The organism is Arthrobacter psychrolactophilus, from assembly GCF_003219795.1.
In the GTDB taxonomy this organism is placed as follows: Bacteria; Actinomycetota; Actinomycetes; order Actinomycetales; family Micrococcaceae; genus Specibacter; species Specibacter psychrolactophilus.
In genome coordinates this window covers 1-15,943 of sequence record NZ_QJVC01000012.1, presented here as the reverse complement: position 1 = coordinate 15,943, position 15,943 = coordinate 1, and the positions used below count along the sequence as shown (strand labels likewise).

Genomic DNA, 15,943 nt, shown 5'->3' with positions numbered 1-15,943 from the left:
CGGTCTGGACTGATCCGGCGTCCGGCTGCCCCTCAGCCTAGGGGCCAGACCGGGCGTAGCTCGATCTGGCCGAATCGGGCCATGGGATGCTTCGAGGCGACCTCGATGGCCTCGTCGAGGTCGGCGCATTCGAGTACGTCGTAGCCGACGATCCGGTCCTTCGATTCCGTGAACGGGCCACCGGCGACCAGCGTCGAGCCGTTGCGTACGCGCACCGTTGTGGCCTCTTCAGCCGGGCGAAGGCGGTTGCCGTCTTTCCAGATGCCGCGCGATTCGACGTCGTTCCACCAATCCTCGATCTTGTCTTCCTCGGCTGAATAGGGCTCGCCTTCGGGATCGGTGGCAACAAACATCAGGTATTGCATCGGTTCTCCTAGCTATCGCGGGTGCAGAGGTAAGACGAGCTTGCGTGAATTCGACATTACGGGAGGACGCGTTCCCTCGCCAGACTTGATCTCGCCGCGGCTCGTCTCGCTGCCGGGAGCTGATGCGATATTTCTCTAGCGTCAGCAGGACTCCGACAGTAGTCTGGAGAGGATCCGGGGATATCGCTGCTGCGCATCTAGGGAGTGCAACCAGATGAGGGAACTTCGCTACTCGATCAACGTCACGCTTGACGGCTGCTGCCATCACGAGGCAGGGCTCCCGCCGGACGAGGAGTCGATGCGTTACTGGACCACGGAGATGGAGCGAGCCGATGCCATCCTCTTTGGTCGAGTGACTTACCAGATGATGGAATCGGCATGGCGGAAGCCCGCCACCGGGACCTGGCCAGACTGGATGGAAGAGTGGGAGATTCCCTTCGCTGAAGCCATCGACCGGGTCAAGAAGTACGTCGTATCGAGCACATTGAGTGACCTCGATTGGAATGCCGAGCTGATACGTGGCGACCTGGGAGAAGCAGTCCAGCGCCTCAAGCAGCAGCCCGGCAAAAGCCTGTGGGTCGGCGGCGTCACGCTTCCCCTCGCATTGGCCGAGCTGGGCTTGATCGATGTGTACGAGTTCCTCGTGCAGCCCGTCCTTGCCGGACACGGGCCAACATTGCTCGCGGGCCTCCGCGAACGAATCCAACTCGAGCTCGTGGAGCGGCGCGACTTCCGTTCTGGAGTCATCGCCATGCAATACCGGCCCAGAATAGCAACGGCGTGATGCCACAACCGGGCAGAACGTGCGAAATCGGCAAACAACTTCTTCATGGTGCGCGGAAGTATCGCGGGCAAGGTTCGGCTGGCCGGCATATCAGCGGCGCCCGGCCACCAGCAATCAGTCAGTGAGTTGGCTGCGGTGTCGGCAAACCAAGCAGCGCGTTCTCGACCAGTTCCGAGAGCGCCGGGTGGATCCAGTACTGCTTCGTGGCGACGTCGTGGGCCGTTTGGCCAAAGTGCATGGCCTGGATCAGCGGCTGGATAACGGTAGCCGCTTCCGGGCCAATCGCATGTGCCCCCAGTAATAGGCCCGTGGCAGGATCGGCCAGCACCTTCAGGAAATGGCCGCTGTCCTCGCGCGCCCAACCGGCGGCAATGTCGCCATAGTTTTGGATCTTTACCGCGTGAGGGATGCCGGCCTTGATGGCGTGGGCCTCCGTGATGCCAACGGAGGCGATCTGCGGATCGGTGAACACAGCGGCCGGCACAAAACGATGATCGGAGCTGATGGGCGAGTCCGGGTGTGCCAGATTGTGTTTGACCACCTTGGCCTCATGGTTCGCCACATGCTTGAGCTGGTAATGCGAGGAAATGTCTCCCAGCGCGTAAATTCCTGCAACGCCTGTCTGCTGAAACTCATCCACCACCACGCGGCCGTGATCGTCCAGGGCAACACCGGTCGCCTCGACGGCCAGATTAGCCCCATTGGGCTTGCGTCCCGTGGCGATCAACAGCACCTCGGCACGTAGTGTTTGCGTCCCGTCCTGGCCGTTGAGTTGAAGTTCGACGCCGTCCGCCGTGTTCGCCACGCCGCTCACCTGAGTCTCGAGCAACACTGTGTAACGCGCCGCGGCCTCCTTGGTGTATTGGGCGGAGACGTCTGCGTCCTGGGACTTGAGCAGCCGTTTGCCTCGGGCGATCTGGGTGACCTGCACACCAAAGGATGAGAATACATGCGCGAATTCCGCGGCGATGTAGCCGCCACCTAAAATGGCGATGCTGGCCGGCAGCTTATCCAACCGCATGATCGTGTCCGAGGTGTGGAAAGTGGCGGTGCCAGCCTCCGCCGTGCCAGCTGCGTCGGTACCGGCTGCGAGGCCGGGAATGTTGGGGACCACAACATGAGAACCTGCCGCCAATACAAAACGATCCGCGGTCACCTGGGAGGTGCCGCCGTCGTGCAGGTCAATGTGCAGGGTCTTGTGTTCGATGAACCGGCCGCGCCCGGCAAACACCGTGATGTTGGGGCACTCGGGGCCCTCACGGTATTGGCGCCCACCGGCTTCAATGGCGTCGATGCGGCCAAAGATTCGGTCGCGGATGCCGGGCCAGTCCACGGCGTTCAGTTGCGCGTCGATGCCCAAGGCCTTGCCGTGCCGGGCAGCGTCGGCCAGTTCCGCCGGGTGGACGAACATCTTCGTGGGGATGCAGCCGACGTTCAGGCAGGTGCCGCCGAACAGGCCGTCCTCCACGATGGCAATGGTGAGGTGCTCGAATTCCGGACCCGGGATGGAATTGCCGGAACCGGTGCCGATGATGACGAGGTCGAAGTGGGCCATGGTCTGCTTTCGTTCGCTGTGGAGCCGCGGGCTGGTACTCCCAGCAAGGCTACCGGCTAAGCAGGAAAGCGTCTTCACGCTGCGGTGGTTAGCAACCACGGGGCGTCCGAGTGACTACCATGGGGAATTGTAGGCTCCTCAGCGCCACGGGCACGTGACGTTGGAGTGTCCCATGGCCGGCGGCCATGGCCCGACAGCACAAAGGAGAAGTCAGTGGCCAATCCAGACGATGCTCAGCAGGCAAGGAACGAAATCCCTCCGGAGATGGTGGAGCGCAGCCGCTTCGGGGTCTCCGAGCCGCGCAAGAGCGGACCCAACGAGGACAAACGTCCGCCAATGACCAGTACCGAACTGCTCGTCAAAGGTCCGGTGGAACTCGACGTCCAGCCCGGGCCGAGAATCAACTGGCACGTCCTGATCATCTCTGCCGTCATCGTCCTGGCCTTCTCTGTCTGGGCCATGACCATGCCCGTTTACGCCGAGGACACCCTGCATAAGGTGGTCACCTGGATTGCCACCAACCTTGGCTGGTACTACGTCCTCACCATGACCCTCGTGATCGTCTTTGTCCTGTGGGTGGCCTTGTCCAAGGAGGGTAGTGTTCGGCTCGGACCGGACCATTCCCGGCCCCAATACAATCTCTTTACCTGGGTTGCCATGCTCTTCGCTGCGGGGGTAGGCATCGATATGCTGTTCTACTCCGTCACCGGTCCGATCACTCAATACATGGCGCCGCCGGCAGCCACGCCTGAATCCGCTGCCGCTGCTCAGGATGCTGTTGTTTGGACCATGTTCCACTACGGCATTGCCGGTTGGTCGGTTTATGCCCTCCTTGGCATGGCCATGGGCTACTTCTCCTACCGGTGGGGTATGCCCCTGTCCATCCGGGCCGCGCTCTACCCGCTCCTCGGCAAGCGGGTACGTGGTGCCCTTGGCGATGCGATTGACGTGGTCACCCTGGTCGGCACTGTCTTTGGTGTGGCCACCTCCATGGGCATCGGCGTGGTTCTGCTCAACGTGGGATTTGCCTGGATCTTCGGCTTGCAGGAAGGCCTCGCGCTCCAGATCGCACTGGTGGTGGTGGCCGTCGTCATGACCGTGGCGGCAACCACCTCGGGAGTGGACAAGGGCATCCGCATTATTTCCGAGCTGAACCTGTGGGCCGCCGGTGCCATGATGCTCTACATCCTGATCACCGGCGAAACGTCCTTCCTGCTCAATGCCCTCGTGGAAAATATTGGCCGCTTCATTGTCACCTTTCCGGAACGTACCCTGGCGACCTTCGCCTATGAAGCCGACGGCGCACAATGGATGGCGGGCTGGACCCTCTTCTTCTGGGCGTTTTGGCTGGCATGGGGACCCTTCGTTGGGCTCTTCCTAGCCCGGATCTCCCGCGGACGCACCCTGCGCGAGTTTGTCATTGCGGCCATCACGGCACCGGTGCTGTGCGACTTCTTCATCGTCTCAATCTTCGGCAACAGTGCCCTTCGCAAGGTCCTGGATGGGAACACCGAGTTCGGCCAATTGGCCGTCGACAACCCTGAACACGGTTGGTATGCGCTGCTGGAGATGTTCCCGGGAGCCCCCTTCCTGATCGGGCTCGCAACCCTGTCCGGCCTGCTGTTCTACCTCACCAGCGCCAACTCCGGCGCGATGGTGATGTCTAACTTCTCTTCCTCAATTCCCGATCCCTCTGTGGATGGTGCGAAGTGGTTGCGTATTTTCTGGGCGTTGCTCACGGCTCTGCTCACGGTGGCCATGCTGATGGCTGGCGGTGTGGTGACCATGGAATACGCAACACTGATCTTTGCGCTGCCGGTGACCGTTATCGTGTATCTGGTCATGGCTTCCTTCTCGAAGGTCTTGCGGATGGAGCGGTCCGAGCGTGAGGGACAGATCATGCATCGACGGTCTCTTGCGGCGACCGGAGGACATGTCCCCGAAAAGACGTGGCGGCAGCGCCTGGCCCAGGCGCGTTCTTACCCATCTAAGAAGTCAGTTGCGCAATTCGTGGACAAGGTCGTTGTCCCGGCGCTGACGGATGTGGCCAGCGAGTTTAAGCAGCTGGGCTACCCAGGAGGGCTCACGGCCACTGCCAACACCGAAACCAGCATCACCGAACACACCTTGGTGGTCAGCCTTGCCGGTCACCGGCAGTTTCACTACCGGGTGGCTGCTGTTGAGGCCCCGGTGCCCATGTTCGGCGGCCGCGGCGTCCAGCGCGAAATCGATGTCTACTACCGCCTGGAGGTATTCACGCAGACCGGCTCGGAGGGCTACGACCTGATGGGTCTAACGCAACAGCAAGTCATCAACGATGTACTGGATCGCTACGAGGCACACCTGTCCTTCCTGCAATACTCCGACGAAAATGACTACCCGTCGTTTCTGACGCCCCCACCACGAACGACTGGCACGATACCCACGCAACCAGAGGATCCCGAGGGCCCAGAGGGTTCACACAAGTCATAAGGACAGCGATCCCTCTCAGGCGTCGTGCAAGTCATTGACCGCTGTCACCATCGCTCAGCAAACGTCATGACTAGGTTTCGTTCGAAAAGAACATTGGGCCGTTGCAGACCTTTGCATCTCTGGTCCGCGGGTGGCGGGAGTGGGTGAAAGGGGTCTCGTACTTGGGAGTGCCACATGGTGTGGAATCCGGGGCCGAAGTGGGCTGTCACGACAACCATGGCTTGACAGTCGGTGGCCCCAGTAGTGTCCGGGGCCTGGTGTCAGGAAGAGCGATGCTTTTCCTGTGGTGCTTGTTCGGTGACCGTGAAGCTGATGAGGGCTTGGTATACGTGGCCCAGTGGTGCCGCGTATCGCGATTCGAGCTCGTCTCGGAGGGTCTCCAACGCGCTGACGATTAATGTTTCCACGTCTGCCCAGTAGTATGTCGCCGAGCCAAACTGCATGCTGGGTTGCCGGCGCTGCGTCGAATCGATAGGACGCTGCGGGCGCGCCTTGGCCCGGCGTTGGAAGGTCGTTTGCTTGGCCCTGTGGCAAGCCTTTGCCATCCGTGGTTGTTTTCAATGTCAGCTCAAATGCCCCTAGTCTGGCCAAGGTTCCGGGGTCTACACTGCGGAGAGGGGGACCCATTATCCATGTACAGGCAGGGATGACTCGATTGACGTCCTCCTTGTCTGGCTTCGAGAAGGACATCAACCATGACCGGAATTAAGATCGGTTACTTCGTCGGCAGCCTCGCCAGCAATTCCATCAACCGGACCCTGTCCAAGGCACTCATTAGGCTCGCCCCGGCAGACCTGGAGTTCACCGAAATCTCCATCGGAGACTTGCCGTTGTACAGCTCTGATTTTGACAGTGACTTCCCGCCCGCAGGGCAGAAGCTCAAGCAGGCTATCGAGGCTTCGGACGGCCTTCTCTTCATCACCCCCGAATACAACCGCTCGATTCCCGGCGCCTTGAAGAATGCCATCGACTGGGGATCCCGTCCCTGGGGGACCAACTCCTTTGCCCGCAAGCCCACCGGCATCATCGGAGCCTCGCCCGGAGGCATCGGCACCGCCGTCATGCAATCATCCATGCGCAGTGTCCTGAGCTTCCTCGATGCCCCTCAGCTGAACTCTCCCGAGGCTTACATCACTTTCAGCTCCGAGGTCTTCGGAGAGGGAGGCGAGGTCAACAACGAGGCCACGGAAACTTTCCTGCGGCACTACATGGACGAGTACTGTGCCTTCGTCCAGCGCGTGCTTGCCGTTACGGCGCCGGGGCACATCGGAGACGAGGATCCCAGCTCAAGGAAGTAGCCTTCAGGGACGATTGCCCTGCCGCTCAACTTCCATGCATAACGGCTCGCGGCCCAGACGGGGGCCGCGAGCCGTTATGCGTGGGTGAATTGCGGCCGGGGCTCGCGGAAGAATTGAGCTCGCTCATCTCACGCTGCGGTCCGGAACGCGCTCAGTCCGCAGGAGGACTGGAGCCTTCTCCCGTAATGGCGGGGCATGGTTTCACGCGGAGACAGAGAATGTCCCGCGTCGTGCACGCTCGAGAGATCTAAGGTTTCTGTGGCAATTGCCCACAAGGTTGCAGAGATCGGTCTGGGCTTTGACGCAGCCGGTGGGCAGCACAACAGCCCGTTCCATTCTTCTGCGCTTCTGGTGATCCGTTCACAGCGTACTCGGGATGACCATTGCCAATTTGCCGCTACTTCGTGTGAATCTCAGGGGTAAAAGTTTCAACTTTCTAAGGCTGAGCCGGACGACGCGTCTGCTTCCTAGGAGGAACTCGCAACGGGAGGTGCGCATCGAACGCAACGGGCCGCCACATCTCGTTACGTCAAGAGATTGCGGGATTGGGGCACTGGCCTAGGCGGAGTAGGTGGGCCGGAAGTAGCCTCTGTGCCCGATGGGGCCGCTTCACTTGATGCGAAACTAGCTCTTGTTACCGGTGAGTGCCAGCGCCCCGCCCAGGCCGATCATCACCACGCCGCCACCGGAGCCCATGTGCGAGAGGCGTTTCGGGTTACGGGCAAACCACGCCCGTGCCGTGCTGGCTGTGAGTGCCCAGATGCTGTCACTGGCTAGGGCAATTCCAAAGAAGATCATCCCGAGAGCTGCCATCTGCAGCGGGATGGCTCCGTTGTCATAGCTGACGAACTGGGGGAGTACGGCCACGAAGAACACGATGGTTTTGGGGTTGGATACCCCGACGAAGAATCCCTCCCGGATGAGACGGAACGACGACGGTCGCGCACGTTGCGAGGTTTCGGCGCTGGTGTGATCATTGCGGTGGCGGATCGCCTGCACACCCAGATACATCAAGTAGCCAGCTCCGAGGAACTTGATGATGATAAAGACAACCACGGATTCGGCGACGATGGAACCGACCCCAAGTGACACCAGAGCTATGGCTGGAAGGGCCCCGAGAGCGTTCCCCAGCACGCTGAGAAGGCCGCCCTTGCGACCTAGAGAGCGAGCGGCCGATGACAAAGAGCACGCTCGGGCCGGGAATGAGGATCAGTGCGAAGGCGGCGAGAGCGAATGCCCAAGCGTTGGCTGCAGGTAGCATGTCGAATCCAATCCATTGTGTGTTGATGCGTCGGATCCAGCCGAGGTCCGATCGCGATGGGCCACCCGAGATCGTCCTCAGGGAAACCTTGAACGGGCCACTATCGACGCATGTGGGCGGTGGGCGGCGCGTTGTTAGAGCAGGGTCTCCGAGACGAGTGTGGCGATGGTGCCTGGCTCGAGGGCGTCAAAGATGTGGGGTTGGTCGCCGCGGTAGCTGATGTAGTCGCCGGGGTGCAGTTCAAGTGGTTCGTTCAGTGGCCCGACGAGTGCTTTTCCGGCAATGAGGGTGACGTGCTCGATGGTTCCGGCTGTGTGTGGTGTGGAGCGTCTGGCTGGGCCAGGCTCGGCTTCCACACGGTAGATGTCCCGCCGGACGCCGCGGGTGCCAGCGCTGAGAAGCGTGCCGGCGTAGTGGGAATCTTCGGCTTGGATACGGTTGCCTTCGCCCAGACGGATCACGGTGACATCATCTAGTGATGGTTCCACAAGTCTCCAGAAGGGGATGCCCAACGCTGTCGCGAGCGCCCACAGTGTCTCCAAGCTGGGATTTCCGCTGCCGGTTTCCAGGAGAGACAGTGTTGATTTCCCAATTCCTGCCTGACGAGCCAGTTCGGTAATTGTCAGGCCTGCCTTGGTTCGTTCGCGGAGCAAAGCAGCGGCAATGAATTCCTGGGGCGTTGTCATCTCATCACGCTCCCATGCTGCAAGAAGTGGGCACAAGTTGACGGTCCACCAACGAACAGTCCATTATGTTAGTCATGCGTTCATTATATAGGACAGTAGGTTCTGGGGGAACTCGAAACATTGTCCTCGTGTGTCTCTCCGTGCTGATCATGGGGATTTCCTACGGACTCGCCGCAAATACTGCGGGAGTGCCCTTGTGGGGAAATATCCTTCTGGCCGTCTTGGTGCTGGCCGGCTCATCAGAGTTCCTTTTTGTGGCTGCGGTCGGTGCCGGCGTCCCGCCCATACTGGCGGCGGCGACCAGCGCTTTGGTGAATACCAGACACCTGGTGTTCGGCTTTACGCTCGCCAAAATCCTTGGAAAGGGAGGGCGGCGGTGGATTGCGGCTCATCTGATCAACGATGAAGCGGTTGCACTTGCCATTGCGGAACCGACGCCCGAACGCCGTCGTCTGCTGTATTGGGCCACGGGGCTGGGCATTCTCCTGGTCTGGCCTGTGGGAGCTTTGTTGGGTGGTCTTCTGGGCGGGATTGTTCCTGACCCCCGAGTGCTTGGCATTGATGCCGTTCTCCCGGCTGTCCTGATTGCGGTGGCCATCCCGGCCTTGAAGGAACGACCGGCGATCGCCATCGCGACGCTGGGGACAGGGCTCGCCATCATTCTCACACCCTTTGTTCCGGCAGGTATCGCCCCGATACTCGCACTCACCACCGTGCCGCTGGCTATGATCCGAAAGAGAGTCCAGGTATGACCTCGTTATCCCTTGTGTTGGGCGTCATGGTCTTGGCGACGGCTACATATACCTTCAGGATAAGCGGGGTCCTGTTGGGATCACGGGCAACATTAACCTCTCAGGCCACCACCACCCTGAACCTGGGAACCACCGTGCTGCTGCTCGCGGTCGCCGCCACTGCGGCACTCTACGATGGTTCGCAGTTAGATGGATTCGCCCGTCCTCTGGGGGTACTCGCGGCGGCCGCCTGCGCGCTCTGGAAACAACCCATCATCGTGACCGTACTCGTCGCCGCCATCGTGACAGCAGGGCTGCGCGCCCTTGGCCTCAATTAGTCGCAATCAAAATCGGAACACAGAGAAGGGATCTTGCCCATGAGAATTCTCATTGTAGGTGCAGGGGCAACCGGAGGAGCCTTCGGCACCTTGCTGCAAGAAGCAGGACGTGACATTACTTATCTGGTTCGGGGGCCACGGGCCGATGTTCTTCGACGGGATGGGCTCCGTTTCGTCTCACCCACTGGCGACCGCACCCTTACAGTCCAGACAATCGTTAGTGGTGAGCACAGTGCTCCCTTCGATGTGATCATCTTGACCGTTAAGGCCGGCGCGTTAGAATCTGCGATCGCGGATCTGCGCCTCTACGTTGGACCCGATAGCTTTATCCTGCCGATTCTCAACGGCATGGGACACATTCAGCAGCTGGAACAACGTTTTCCCGGCCAGGTCCTCGGAGGGTTGGCGAAGATCGTCGCCACCCTTGACGGGGGAGTCGTTCGACAGATGACAGACTTGACGACACTTACCATCGGTGATCCTACCGGCCCCGGCGTGCCTGTGGGGATCGTAAACGCGCTCACCGTGCCCGGCATCGCTCTCACCATCAGTCCTGACATCACCGGTGCCCTCTGGGAAAAATGGGTGTTCATCGCGGCCGCCGGCATTATCACTTGCCTATTCCGCGGACCAGTAGGGAAGATCATTGCTGCCGGAGGACTGCCGAAAATCCTCGCGGTCATCACCGAAACCGAAGCAGTCGCTGCCGCAGCAGGTCACCCTGTATCCCAACAAGCGCATACTCAGTCCCTCGCGCTGCTGACGGCACCCGGCTCCAAATTCACCTCCTCTCTGTATCGCGACCTGATCGCAGGACTGCCCACCGAGGCGGAGCACATCCTGGGTGACCTGGCCCGGCAAGCCCAACACCTTGGGGTTGAAACGCCGCTGCTCGATCTCACCTTGATTCAAATCAGAACGAACGCCTAACCAGCTAGCCACTCGATGAAGAAAGGAGTAGGGGAACAGGTCCGGGGAGTCATCCAGAAGGGCAGAAATCAGCACTCGCTTCGCTGTTCACGGTCCCGTACGGAAACTCCGCATTCACATCCGCCGTCGTCGATTCCACGGTGTGGTTCCGGCCGGTTTGATTCCCGGTCCATCGGCGTTGACGTCAAGCTTGCCCTGTTGCCGCTGCCTCGCCCCTCCGGGTCAGAGTAGTGGCGAAGACTACGCGGGAGGTGGCGAAGTTGAGACGGACATGGCCCTCGCCTCCGGTGCCGAAGATATGGCCGGAGTTGGGCGCAACTCGTGCCCGGTCGTGGAACAGCTTCGCCGGGCCGTCGATATCGGCGGCGACGGCGTAGGCCGTTGTCTTGGTGCTGCGATCGACACCGAGCCAGCTGCAGTCGAGCCAAGCTAGATAGGTGCCTTCGGGCGGGGTCCAAGAAACTTGCGGAAGGTGGGCCCGGAGAAGTTCGCCGAGCAGGATCCGGTTGGCAGCGAGGCCAGCGATGAGGTCATCGAGCCATTCTGTTGAGTCCCGGAAGGCGGCGATGTGGGAGAGAACCCCGAGGTGGCTCGGGGCATAGTCGATTTCTGCGGGAACGCTTCTCAGATCGGTGGCGGCTTCCGGCCCGGCGATGGCAAGCGCGGCTTCAGCCTTGCGAAGTTCCAACCCTTCGAGGCCGAGGTGAAGGCGATCGCGTTGTCGGAATCAGGAACTGTGAGGTACGGGGTGAACGTCGCTCCTGGAAGCACGAGTGGTCCTTGAATTTCATCGGATAGCACCCGAATTCCAGTGTCGTGAGCAACGAGAGCAAGCGCTTCGAGCTCGGCACCGGCATGAACAGTGCCCGTGGGGTTGTGTGGGTTGCCGCGCAGGACGACGCATCGGCCACCCGAATTCTGCACTCGCGCGATCGTTTCTGTGATGAGGTCAATATCGAGACGGCCCGTCGAGGTGAGCGGGGCTTCCACAATTTTGCGGTCAGCGTGGGAGACGTAGGAGAAGAATGGGGCGTAGACCGGTGAGGTAACGATCACGGCGTCACCGGGGTCAGTGCTAGCTCGGAGTGCCTCGACGATACCGGTCATCACGTCGGGCAGCACGCGGCTATCGGCGACCGGGAGATCATGCCAGTCCCGCCATGCGGAGAGAAAACCTGCGACGGCGTCGGCATACCCGTGTCTGGACGCGTAACTTCTGTCTCCGATATCGATGGCCTGCCTCAGCGCTTTCGCGACAGGTGGATCCAAGGGTACGTCCATCTCAGCAACCCACAGTGGGAGCAGATCGGATCCGTGGGCCTGCCACTTCTGGCTCGTGCAGCGACGCAACTCCTTGAGGGAAAGCTGCTCCAACGGGTTAGGGTGCCGAGTTCGACTCCTTCATCTCATCTCAACTCAGCTGAGTCCATGCTAGCGATGGCCAATCAGTGAGGGCCAAAAGGAGGCGCCATTGCAATCGCGCTGCGTAATGTGCCGACGGAAGTCATCACGACGGGGCCCTGAGGCTATGCTTTTGGTGTGACTCGAACAACCATTTCCGCCCCCCACGCGCCTGCGCCTGTTGGCCCGTATTCGCACGCCGCACTTGGTCCCGACGGAACCTTGTTCCTCTCCGGCCAGACACCGATCGATCCCGCAACCGGAAGGCTTCTCGACGGCGACGTGGCGGTGCAAACACGCCAGGTGTTCGCCAATCTCACATCCGTCCTGGCAGCTGCCGGCCGAACGCTCGAAGACGTGATTAAGGTGAATGTCTATCTGGTCGACATGGAGGACTTCACCGCGATGAACAGCGTCTACGCGGGAACCTTCAGTGCGCCGTATCCCGCCCGTACGACAGTTGCGGTGGCGGGTCTCCCGCTAGGCGCGCGCGTGGAGATCGAACTCGTCGCCTAGGGCTATGAACATCCGCCCGCAGTACCCCGGTGTCAAGGGTCATGAGTTTCTGCCCACCAGCGGTCAGGATATCTGCCCACCAGCTTGAATTCTAGGGATCGTTGCAAAACCCCCTGAAAAACGGGAGTTGCAGGACCCATGGAATCAGCATCAATAAATAGCTGTTCCCTAAAGGAAAAATTGCCTTTGAGGAAAAATCGGGTTTCCCTGTTGAAGCGCGCCCTAAACGGTTTCGGCAACCCCAGACGGGGTCCAGCGGGCAGAAGAAAATTTTGCTGAATTGGGGGAGTTGGGCCCTTGGCCTTAAACGGCTCTGAGCTGCAGCATGAAACCGCAGATCAGAGGCCCTTGTGTGCCCCGGGCGGGAATTGAACCCACGTCCAAGAGAATCTAACCGCCTGGATTCTGATGAGTGTGGATACTTGCCAAAATCCGTGTGCTTCCGGGATACTTCGGTGTTTTCGAAGACGGTGGCAGGTCGTGCATTGCTGTGATTGCGTGTGGACCACGGATTGCGACTCAAAACTGAGAGTAGCCGAGTCTGCACTTCGACGCGGCCTGGAGCCTGCAGGGTGCCGTGCGGCTCTCCCGGTGTAGAACTGTCCGCTATGGTCTATGAGCCCCTGCACAATTTGAGATCGTCTTGCGGAACACCCCGGAAGAGTAACTCTGCGTTTGGAACGCCGGTCAGGTTGATACGACCAAGGGCGAGCCTCATTTCAGCGGTTGGCTCTTGGGTCCCTCTATCCTGCTGAAGCGCATCGTTGGCCGGGACCTAAACAATGAAACCGCATGTCAGAACAATATTTGCTGCCTTGGGCAGGGCTCGAACTGGCGGTCATGCGACTGCCACGTCGGGATCTGTGGTGCATGGAGGGTGAAATCCCCTCCGTCCACCTGATCCGGCGGATGTTCGCCAAATGAGATCATGGATCTCATGCAATCGAATATGCGCCGCACTGATCTGACGCCTGCTAAGGCGGTCGTCGGCAAACGTCGAGTGGGATTTCTGGTGTTTGACGGGTTTAAACTCCTGGATGTCTCTGGTCCGGCTGAGGCATTTAATGATGCCAATCAATTTGGTGCGAACTATGAACTGGAATTCTTTTCACCGGACGGCTCCGGCGCAGTCTCTTCGCTCGGCTTGCCAGTATCCGTGAAGGGAAACGCATGCGATGCTGCGCCATTGGATACGGTTATTGTTTCTGGCGGAGACCTTCTCCCGCATGGATTCATAGGCCAGAACATAGTCGATGCCGCGGCGGATCTGGCTGGACGGTCGAGAAGGGTGGCTTCCGTGTGCACTGGAGCGTTCATTTTGGCTGACGCAGGGCTGCTGGATGGTCGACGGGCTACGACTCACTGGCAGCATGCCGCGCAACTGCGTCTGCGGTATCGGAAGATTACTGTTGAGTCTGATGCAATCTTCGTCAAGGACGGGGCAGTCTTCACGTCGGCAGGTGTCACGGCAGGAATCGACTTGGCCCTTGCTCTGATCGAGGAAGATCATGGCGCAGAACTTGCCCGAAAGGTGGCGAAATCCTTAGTCATGTACTTGCAGCGCTCGGGAGGCCAGTCGCAGTTTTCCATTCCGCTTCAAGGTCCGGCTCCGGTCAGCGCACCCCTGCGGAGGGTCGTGGAGGTTATGCGCCGAGATCCTGCATCGCCTCACACAGTGGTGGAGATGGCGAAATATGCGCATCTGAGTACTCGACAGCTGAGCCGCCTATTCCGTGACGAGATGAACACGACACCCCGCAAGTTCTTGGACTCGGTAAGGTTTGAAACCGCCTGCTCGCTTTTGGATGCCGGCCACACCATTTCCGATGTCGCCGAACGATCCGGCTTTGGCAGTCTGGAATCACTGAGGCGATCTTTCATCACAAATATCGGCGTACCTCCGTCAAAATACCAACACAATTTTCTCACCTCCAGCATCGGGCATGTGCCTGCGGGAGCCATGTCCGAAAGTGAGGGATAGACGTCCCTCCAGGCCATGTATGAAAGTTCTGGTTCACGAAAGAATGGAAAATAGGCACGATCGGCGTGCCGTCCAGCTTTCAGGAGAACCTAATGTCAGAGACCATTGCAGGCATAACCATCCCGGCGACACAGCTGGTCGCGGACGCGACAGAACTGGTCCGTGCATCCACGGATGAACTCCTCTTCAACCATTCCCGGCGCGTATTCCTCTTTGGATCGTTGCAGGGAAGGCGCCTTGGACTAAACGTGGATGCGGAATTGCTCTACATCGGCGCAATGTTCCACGACCTTGGTTTGACGGACGAATACGGCAGCCAGGACTTGCGGTTCGAAATTGATGGTGCCAACGTTGCCAAGAAATTCCTGACAGAACACGGCTTCCCACATGATGAGGCCATGAAAGTCTGGACAGCCATAGCGCTTCACACCACACCCGGTGTCCCCGAATTTATGGTGCCAGAAATCGCTTTGGTGACTGCTGGGGTTGAAACCGATGTGTTAGGCATAGGCTACAACGATCTGCCGGCCGCGGATATCGCAGCTGTTACAGCTGCTCATCCCCGCCCCAATTTCAAACAAGGAATACTGCAGGCATTTAACAACGGAAACAAGCACCGCCCCGAGACCACCTTCGGGAATGTGAATGCTGATGTGCTTGCGCACTTCTCTCCCACGTTTGAACGGACTGACTTTGTCGACATCATCAATAACTCACCTTGGGTCAACTGATCGAACCGGTACATCCACCGCTTGAAACCACCTGTCACCGCGCAGCTACGACGGGTGGTTTCCTCGTCCCGAAACGCGAAATCAACAACAGGCCAGACTGTTGTGCAACGACACTGAAGCACTAAAGAAAGAGGCGCGCAGTATGTGCGGAATTGCCGGTTACTGCGGTTACGGGGAAGACAAAACCCTGTTGCAGCAGATGAACGCGTGTATAGAACACAGAGGCCCCGATGGTGAGGGCATCTACACGCAGGGCAACGTGGGGCTGGCGCACCGCCGCCTTTCCATCATTGACGTAGCTCATGGCCAGGAGCCCATGTTCAGCGCCGATGGGCAGACCGTTTTGGTTTACAACGGTGAGGTTTACAACTATCTGGAGTTGCGTGCTGAGCTGGAGGCGCTGGGCCGCACTTTCTCCACGAAGTCCGATACCGAGGTGGTCCTGCAGTCTTACGAGGAGTGGGGCGATGCAGCTTTCGACCGCTTCAATGGCATGTTTGGCTTTGCCATTCACGACGCCAAGAACAACCGCCTAGTTCTGGCCCGCGACCACTTCGGCATCAAGCCGCTGTACTTCGCCACTGCCGGCACCGCGCAGGCGCCCACACTGATTTTCGGTTCGGAAATCAAGCCGTTGCTGGCTGCGAACAAGATTGAACGCGGCGTCGACGAGCGGATCTTGTACCGCTACCTGCAGTTCCGCATCCACGACGACGAAGCCAACACGTTCTTTGCCGGCGTGCAGAAGTTGATGCCCGGCGAGAAGCTCGTCGTGAACACGGTCGATTCCGAGGCCGGCCCGGCCGGAACCGTCACGATCAGCCCGTACACGCGTTTGAAGGAAGAACTCGCCGAGCTGGCTAAGGTCGAGACCCCGTATTCCCCGGCCGTCAT

The 15,943-nt window shown here is 59.7% G+C and carries 15 protein-coding genes and 1 pseudogene; 10 read left to right on the top strand and 6 right to left on the bottom strand.

Annotated elements, in window-relative coordinates:
- Positions 1–32: 32 nt before the first annotated feature.
- Positions 33–365, bottom strand: coding sequence for a YciI family protein (locus CVS30_RS11885; RefSeq protein ID WP_110485548.1), 333 nt, complete (start codon positions 363–365; stop codon positions 33–35).
- A 214-nt stretch (positions 366–579) separates the two neighbouring features.
- On the opposite strand from CVS30_RS11885, the gene CVS30_RS11880 reads away from it, so the two are divergent.
- Positions 580–1,149, top strand: coding sequence for a dihydrofolate reductase family protein (locus CVS30_RS11880; RefSeq protein WP_110485547.1), 570 nt, complete (start codon positions 580–582; stop codon positions 1,147–1,149).
- A gap of 118 nt (positions 1,150–1,267) precedes the next feature.
- On the opposite strand, the gene CVS30_RS11875 is transcribed toward CVS30_RS11880, so the two are convergent.
- Positions 1,268–2,782: a mycothione reductase gene (locus CVS30_RS11875; protein ID WP_306418776.1), complete on the bottom strand. Its 1,515-nt coding sequence runs from the start codon at positions 2,780–2,782 to the stop codon at positions 1,268–1,270.
- A gap of 186 nt (positions 2,783–2,968) precedes the next feature.
- Here CVS30_RS11875 and betT point away from each other — a divergent pair, with 186 nt between their 5' ends.
- On the top strand, positions 2,969–5,176 hold the full coding sequence (betT, locus tag CVS30_RS11870; RefSeq protein WP_110485607.1) for a choline BCCT transporter BetT: 2,208 nt from the start codon (positions 2,969–2,971) through the stop codon (positions 5,174–5,176).
- 695 nt (positions 5,177–5,871) lie between these two features.
- The gene (locus CVS30_RS11860) at positions 5,872–6,474 is read left to right on the top strand and encodes an NADPH-dependent FMN reductase (RefSeq protein WP_110485544.1); all 603 of its coding nucleotides are present in this window, start codon (positions 5,872–5,874) and stop codon (positions 6,472–6,474) included.
- Between the two features lie 624 nt (positions 6,475–7,098).
- On the opposite strand, the pseudogene CVS30_RS11855 reads toward CVS30_RS11860, so the two are convergent.
- Positions 7,099–7,735, bottom strand: a pseudogene (locus CVS30_RS11855) (LysE family translocator).
- Positions 7,736–7,869: 134 nt separating this feature from the next.
- A complete protein-coding gene (locus tag CVS30_RS11850) occupies positions 7,870–8,421 on the bottom strand; it encodes a helix-turn-helix domain-containing protein (RefSeq protein ID WP_110485543.1) in 552 nt (183 codons plus the stop codon).
- A 128-nt stretch (positions 8,422–8,549) separates the two neighbouring features.
- Between CVS30_RS11850 and CVS30_RS11845 the strand changes: the two genes are divergently transcribed.
- Genes CVS30_RS11845 through CVS30_RS11835 form a run of 3 tightly spaced genes read left to right on the top strand, consistent with a single transcriptional unit; the run spans position 8,550 to position 10,420 of the window.
- On the top strand, positions 8,550–9,173 hold the full coding sequence (locus CVS30_RS11845; RefSeq protein WP_181419786.1) for an AzlC family ABC transporter permease: 624 nt from the start codon (positions 8,550–8,552) through the stop codon (positions 9,171–9,173).
- Positions 9,170–9,490: an AzlD domain-containing protein gene (locus CVS30_RS11840; protein WP_110485541.1), complete on the top strand. Its 321-nt coding sequence runs from the start codon at positions 9,170–9,172 to the stop codon at positions 9,488–9,490. Before CVS30_RS11845 ends, CVS30_RS11840 begins: the two co-directional genes overlap by 4 nt.
- Positions 9,491–9,529: 39 nt before the next feature.
- Entirely contained in the window at positions 9,530–10,420 is an 891-nt protein-coding gene (locus CVS30_RS11835; protein ID WP_110485540.1) for a ketopantoate reductase family protein, read from the top strand.
- Positions 10,421–10,604: 184 nt separating this feature from the next.
- Here CVS30_RS11835 and CVS30_RS18155 read toward each other — a convergent pair whose 3' ends face one another.
- On the bottom strand, positions 10,605–11,108 hold the full coding sequence (locus CVS30_RS18155) for a beta C-S lyase family protein (RefSeq protein ID WP_220033916.1): 504 nt from the start codon (positions 11,106–11,108) through the stop codon (positions 10,605–10,607).
- The gene (locus tag CVS30_RS18150) at positions 11,045–11,794 is read right to left on the bottom strand and encodes an aminotransferase class I/II-fold pyridoxal phosphate-dependent enzyme (protein WP_220033915.1); all 750 of its coding nucleotides are present in this window, start codon (positions 11,792–11,794) and stop codon (positions 11,045–11,047) included. The genes CVS30_RS18155 and CVS30_RS18150 overlap by 64 nt, the downstream gene beginning before the upstream one ends.
- A 165-nt stretch (positions 11,795–11,959) precedes the next feature.
- On the opposite strand from CVS30_RS18150, the gene CVS30_RS11825 reads away from it, so the two are divergent.
- The 4 genes from CVS30_RS11825 to CVS30_RS11810 form a co-directional block, all read left to right on the top strand.
- Positions 11,960–12,337, top strand: coding sequence for a Rid family detoxifying hydrolase (locus CVS30_RS11825; RefSeq protein ID WP_110485539.1), 378 nt, complete (start codon positions 11,960–11,962; stop codon positions 12,335–12,337).
- A 928-nt stretch (positions 12,338–13,265) separates the two neighbouring features.
- On the top strand, positions 13,266–14,318 hold the full coding sequence (locus CVS30_RS11820) for a GlxA family transcriptional regulator (protein ID WP_220033914.1): 1,053 nt from the start codon (positions 13,266–13,268) through the stop codon (positions 14,316–14,318).
- A 92-nt stretch (positions 14,319–14,410) separates the two neighbouring features.
- On the top strand, positions 14,411–15,049 hold the full coding sequence (locus tag CVS30_RS11815; protein WP_110485538.1) for an HD domain-containing protein: 639 nt from the start codon (positions 14,411–14,413) through the stop codon (positions 15,047–15,049).
- 142 nt (positions 15,050–15,191) lie between these two features.
- A partial coding sequence (locus CVS30_RS11810) for an asparagine synthetase B family protein (RefSeq protein WP_370800940.1) occupies positions 15,192–15,943 on the top strand: 752 nt, incomplete at its 3' end.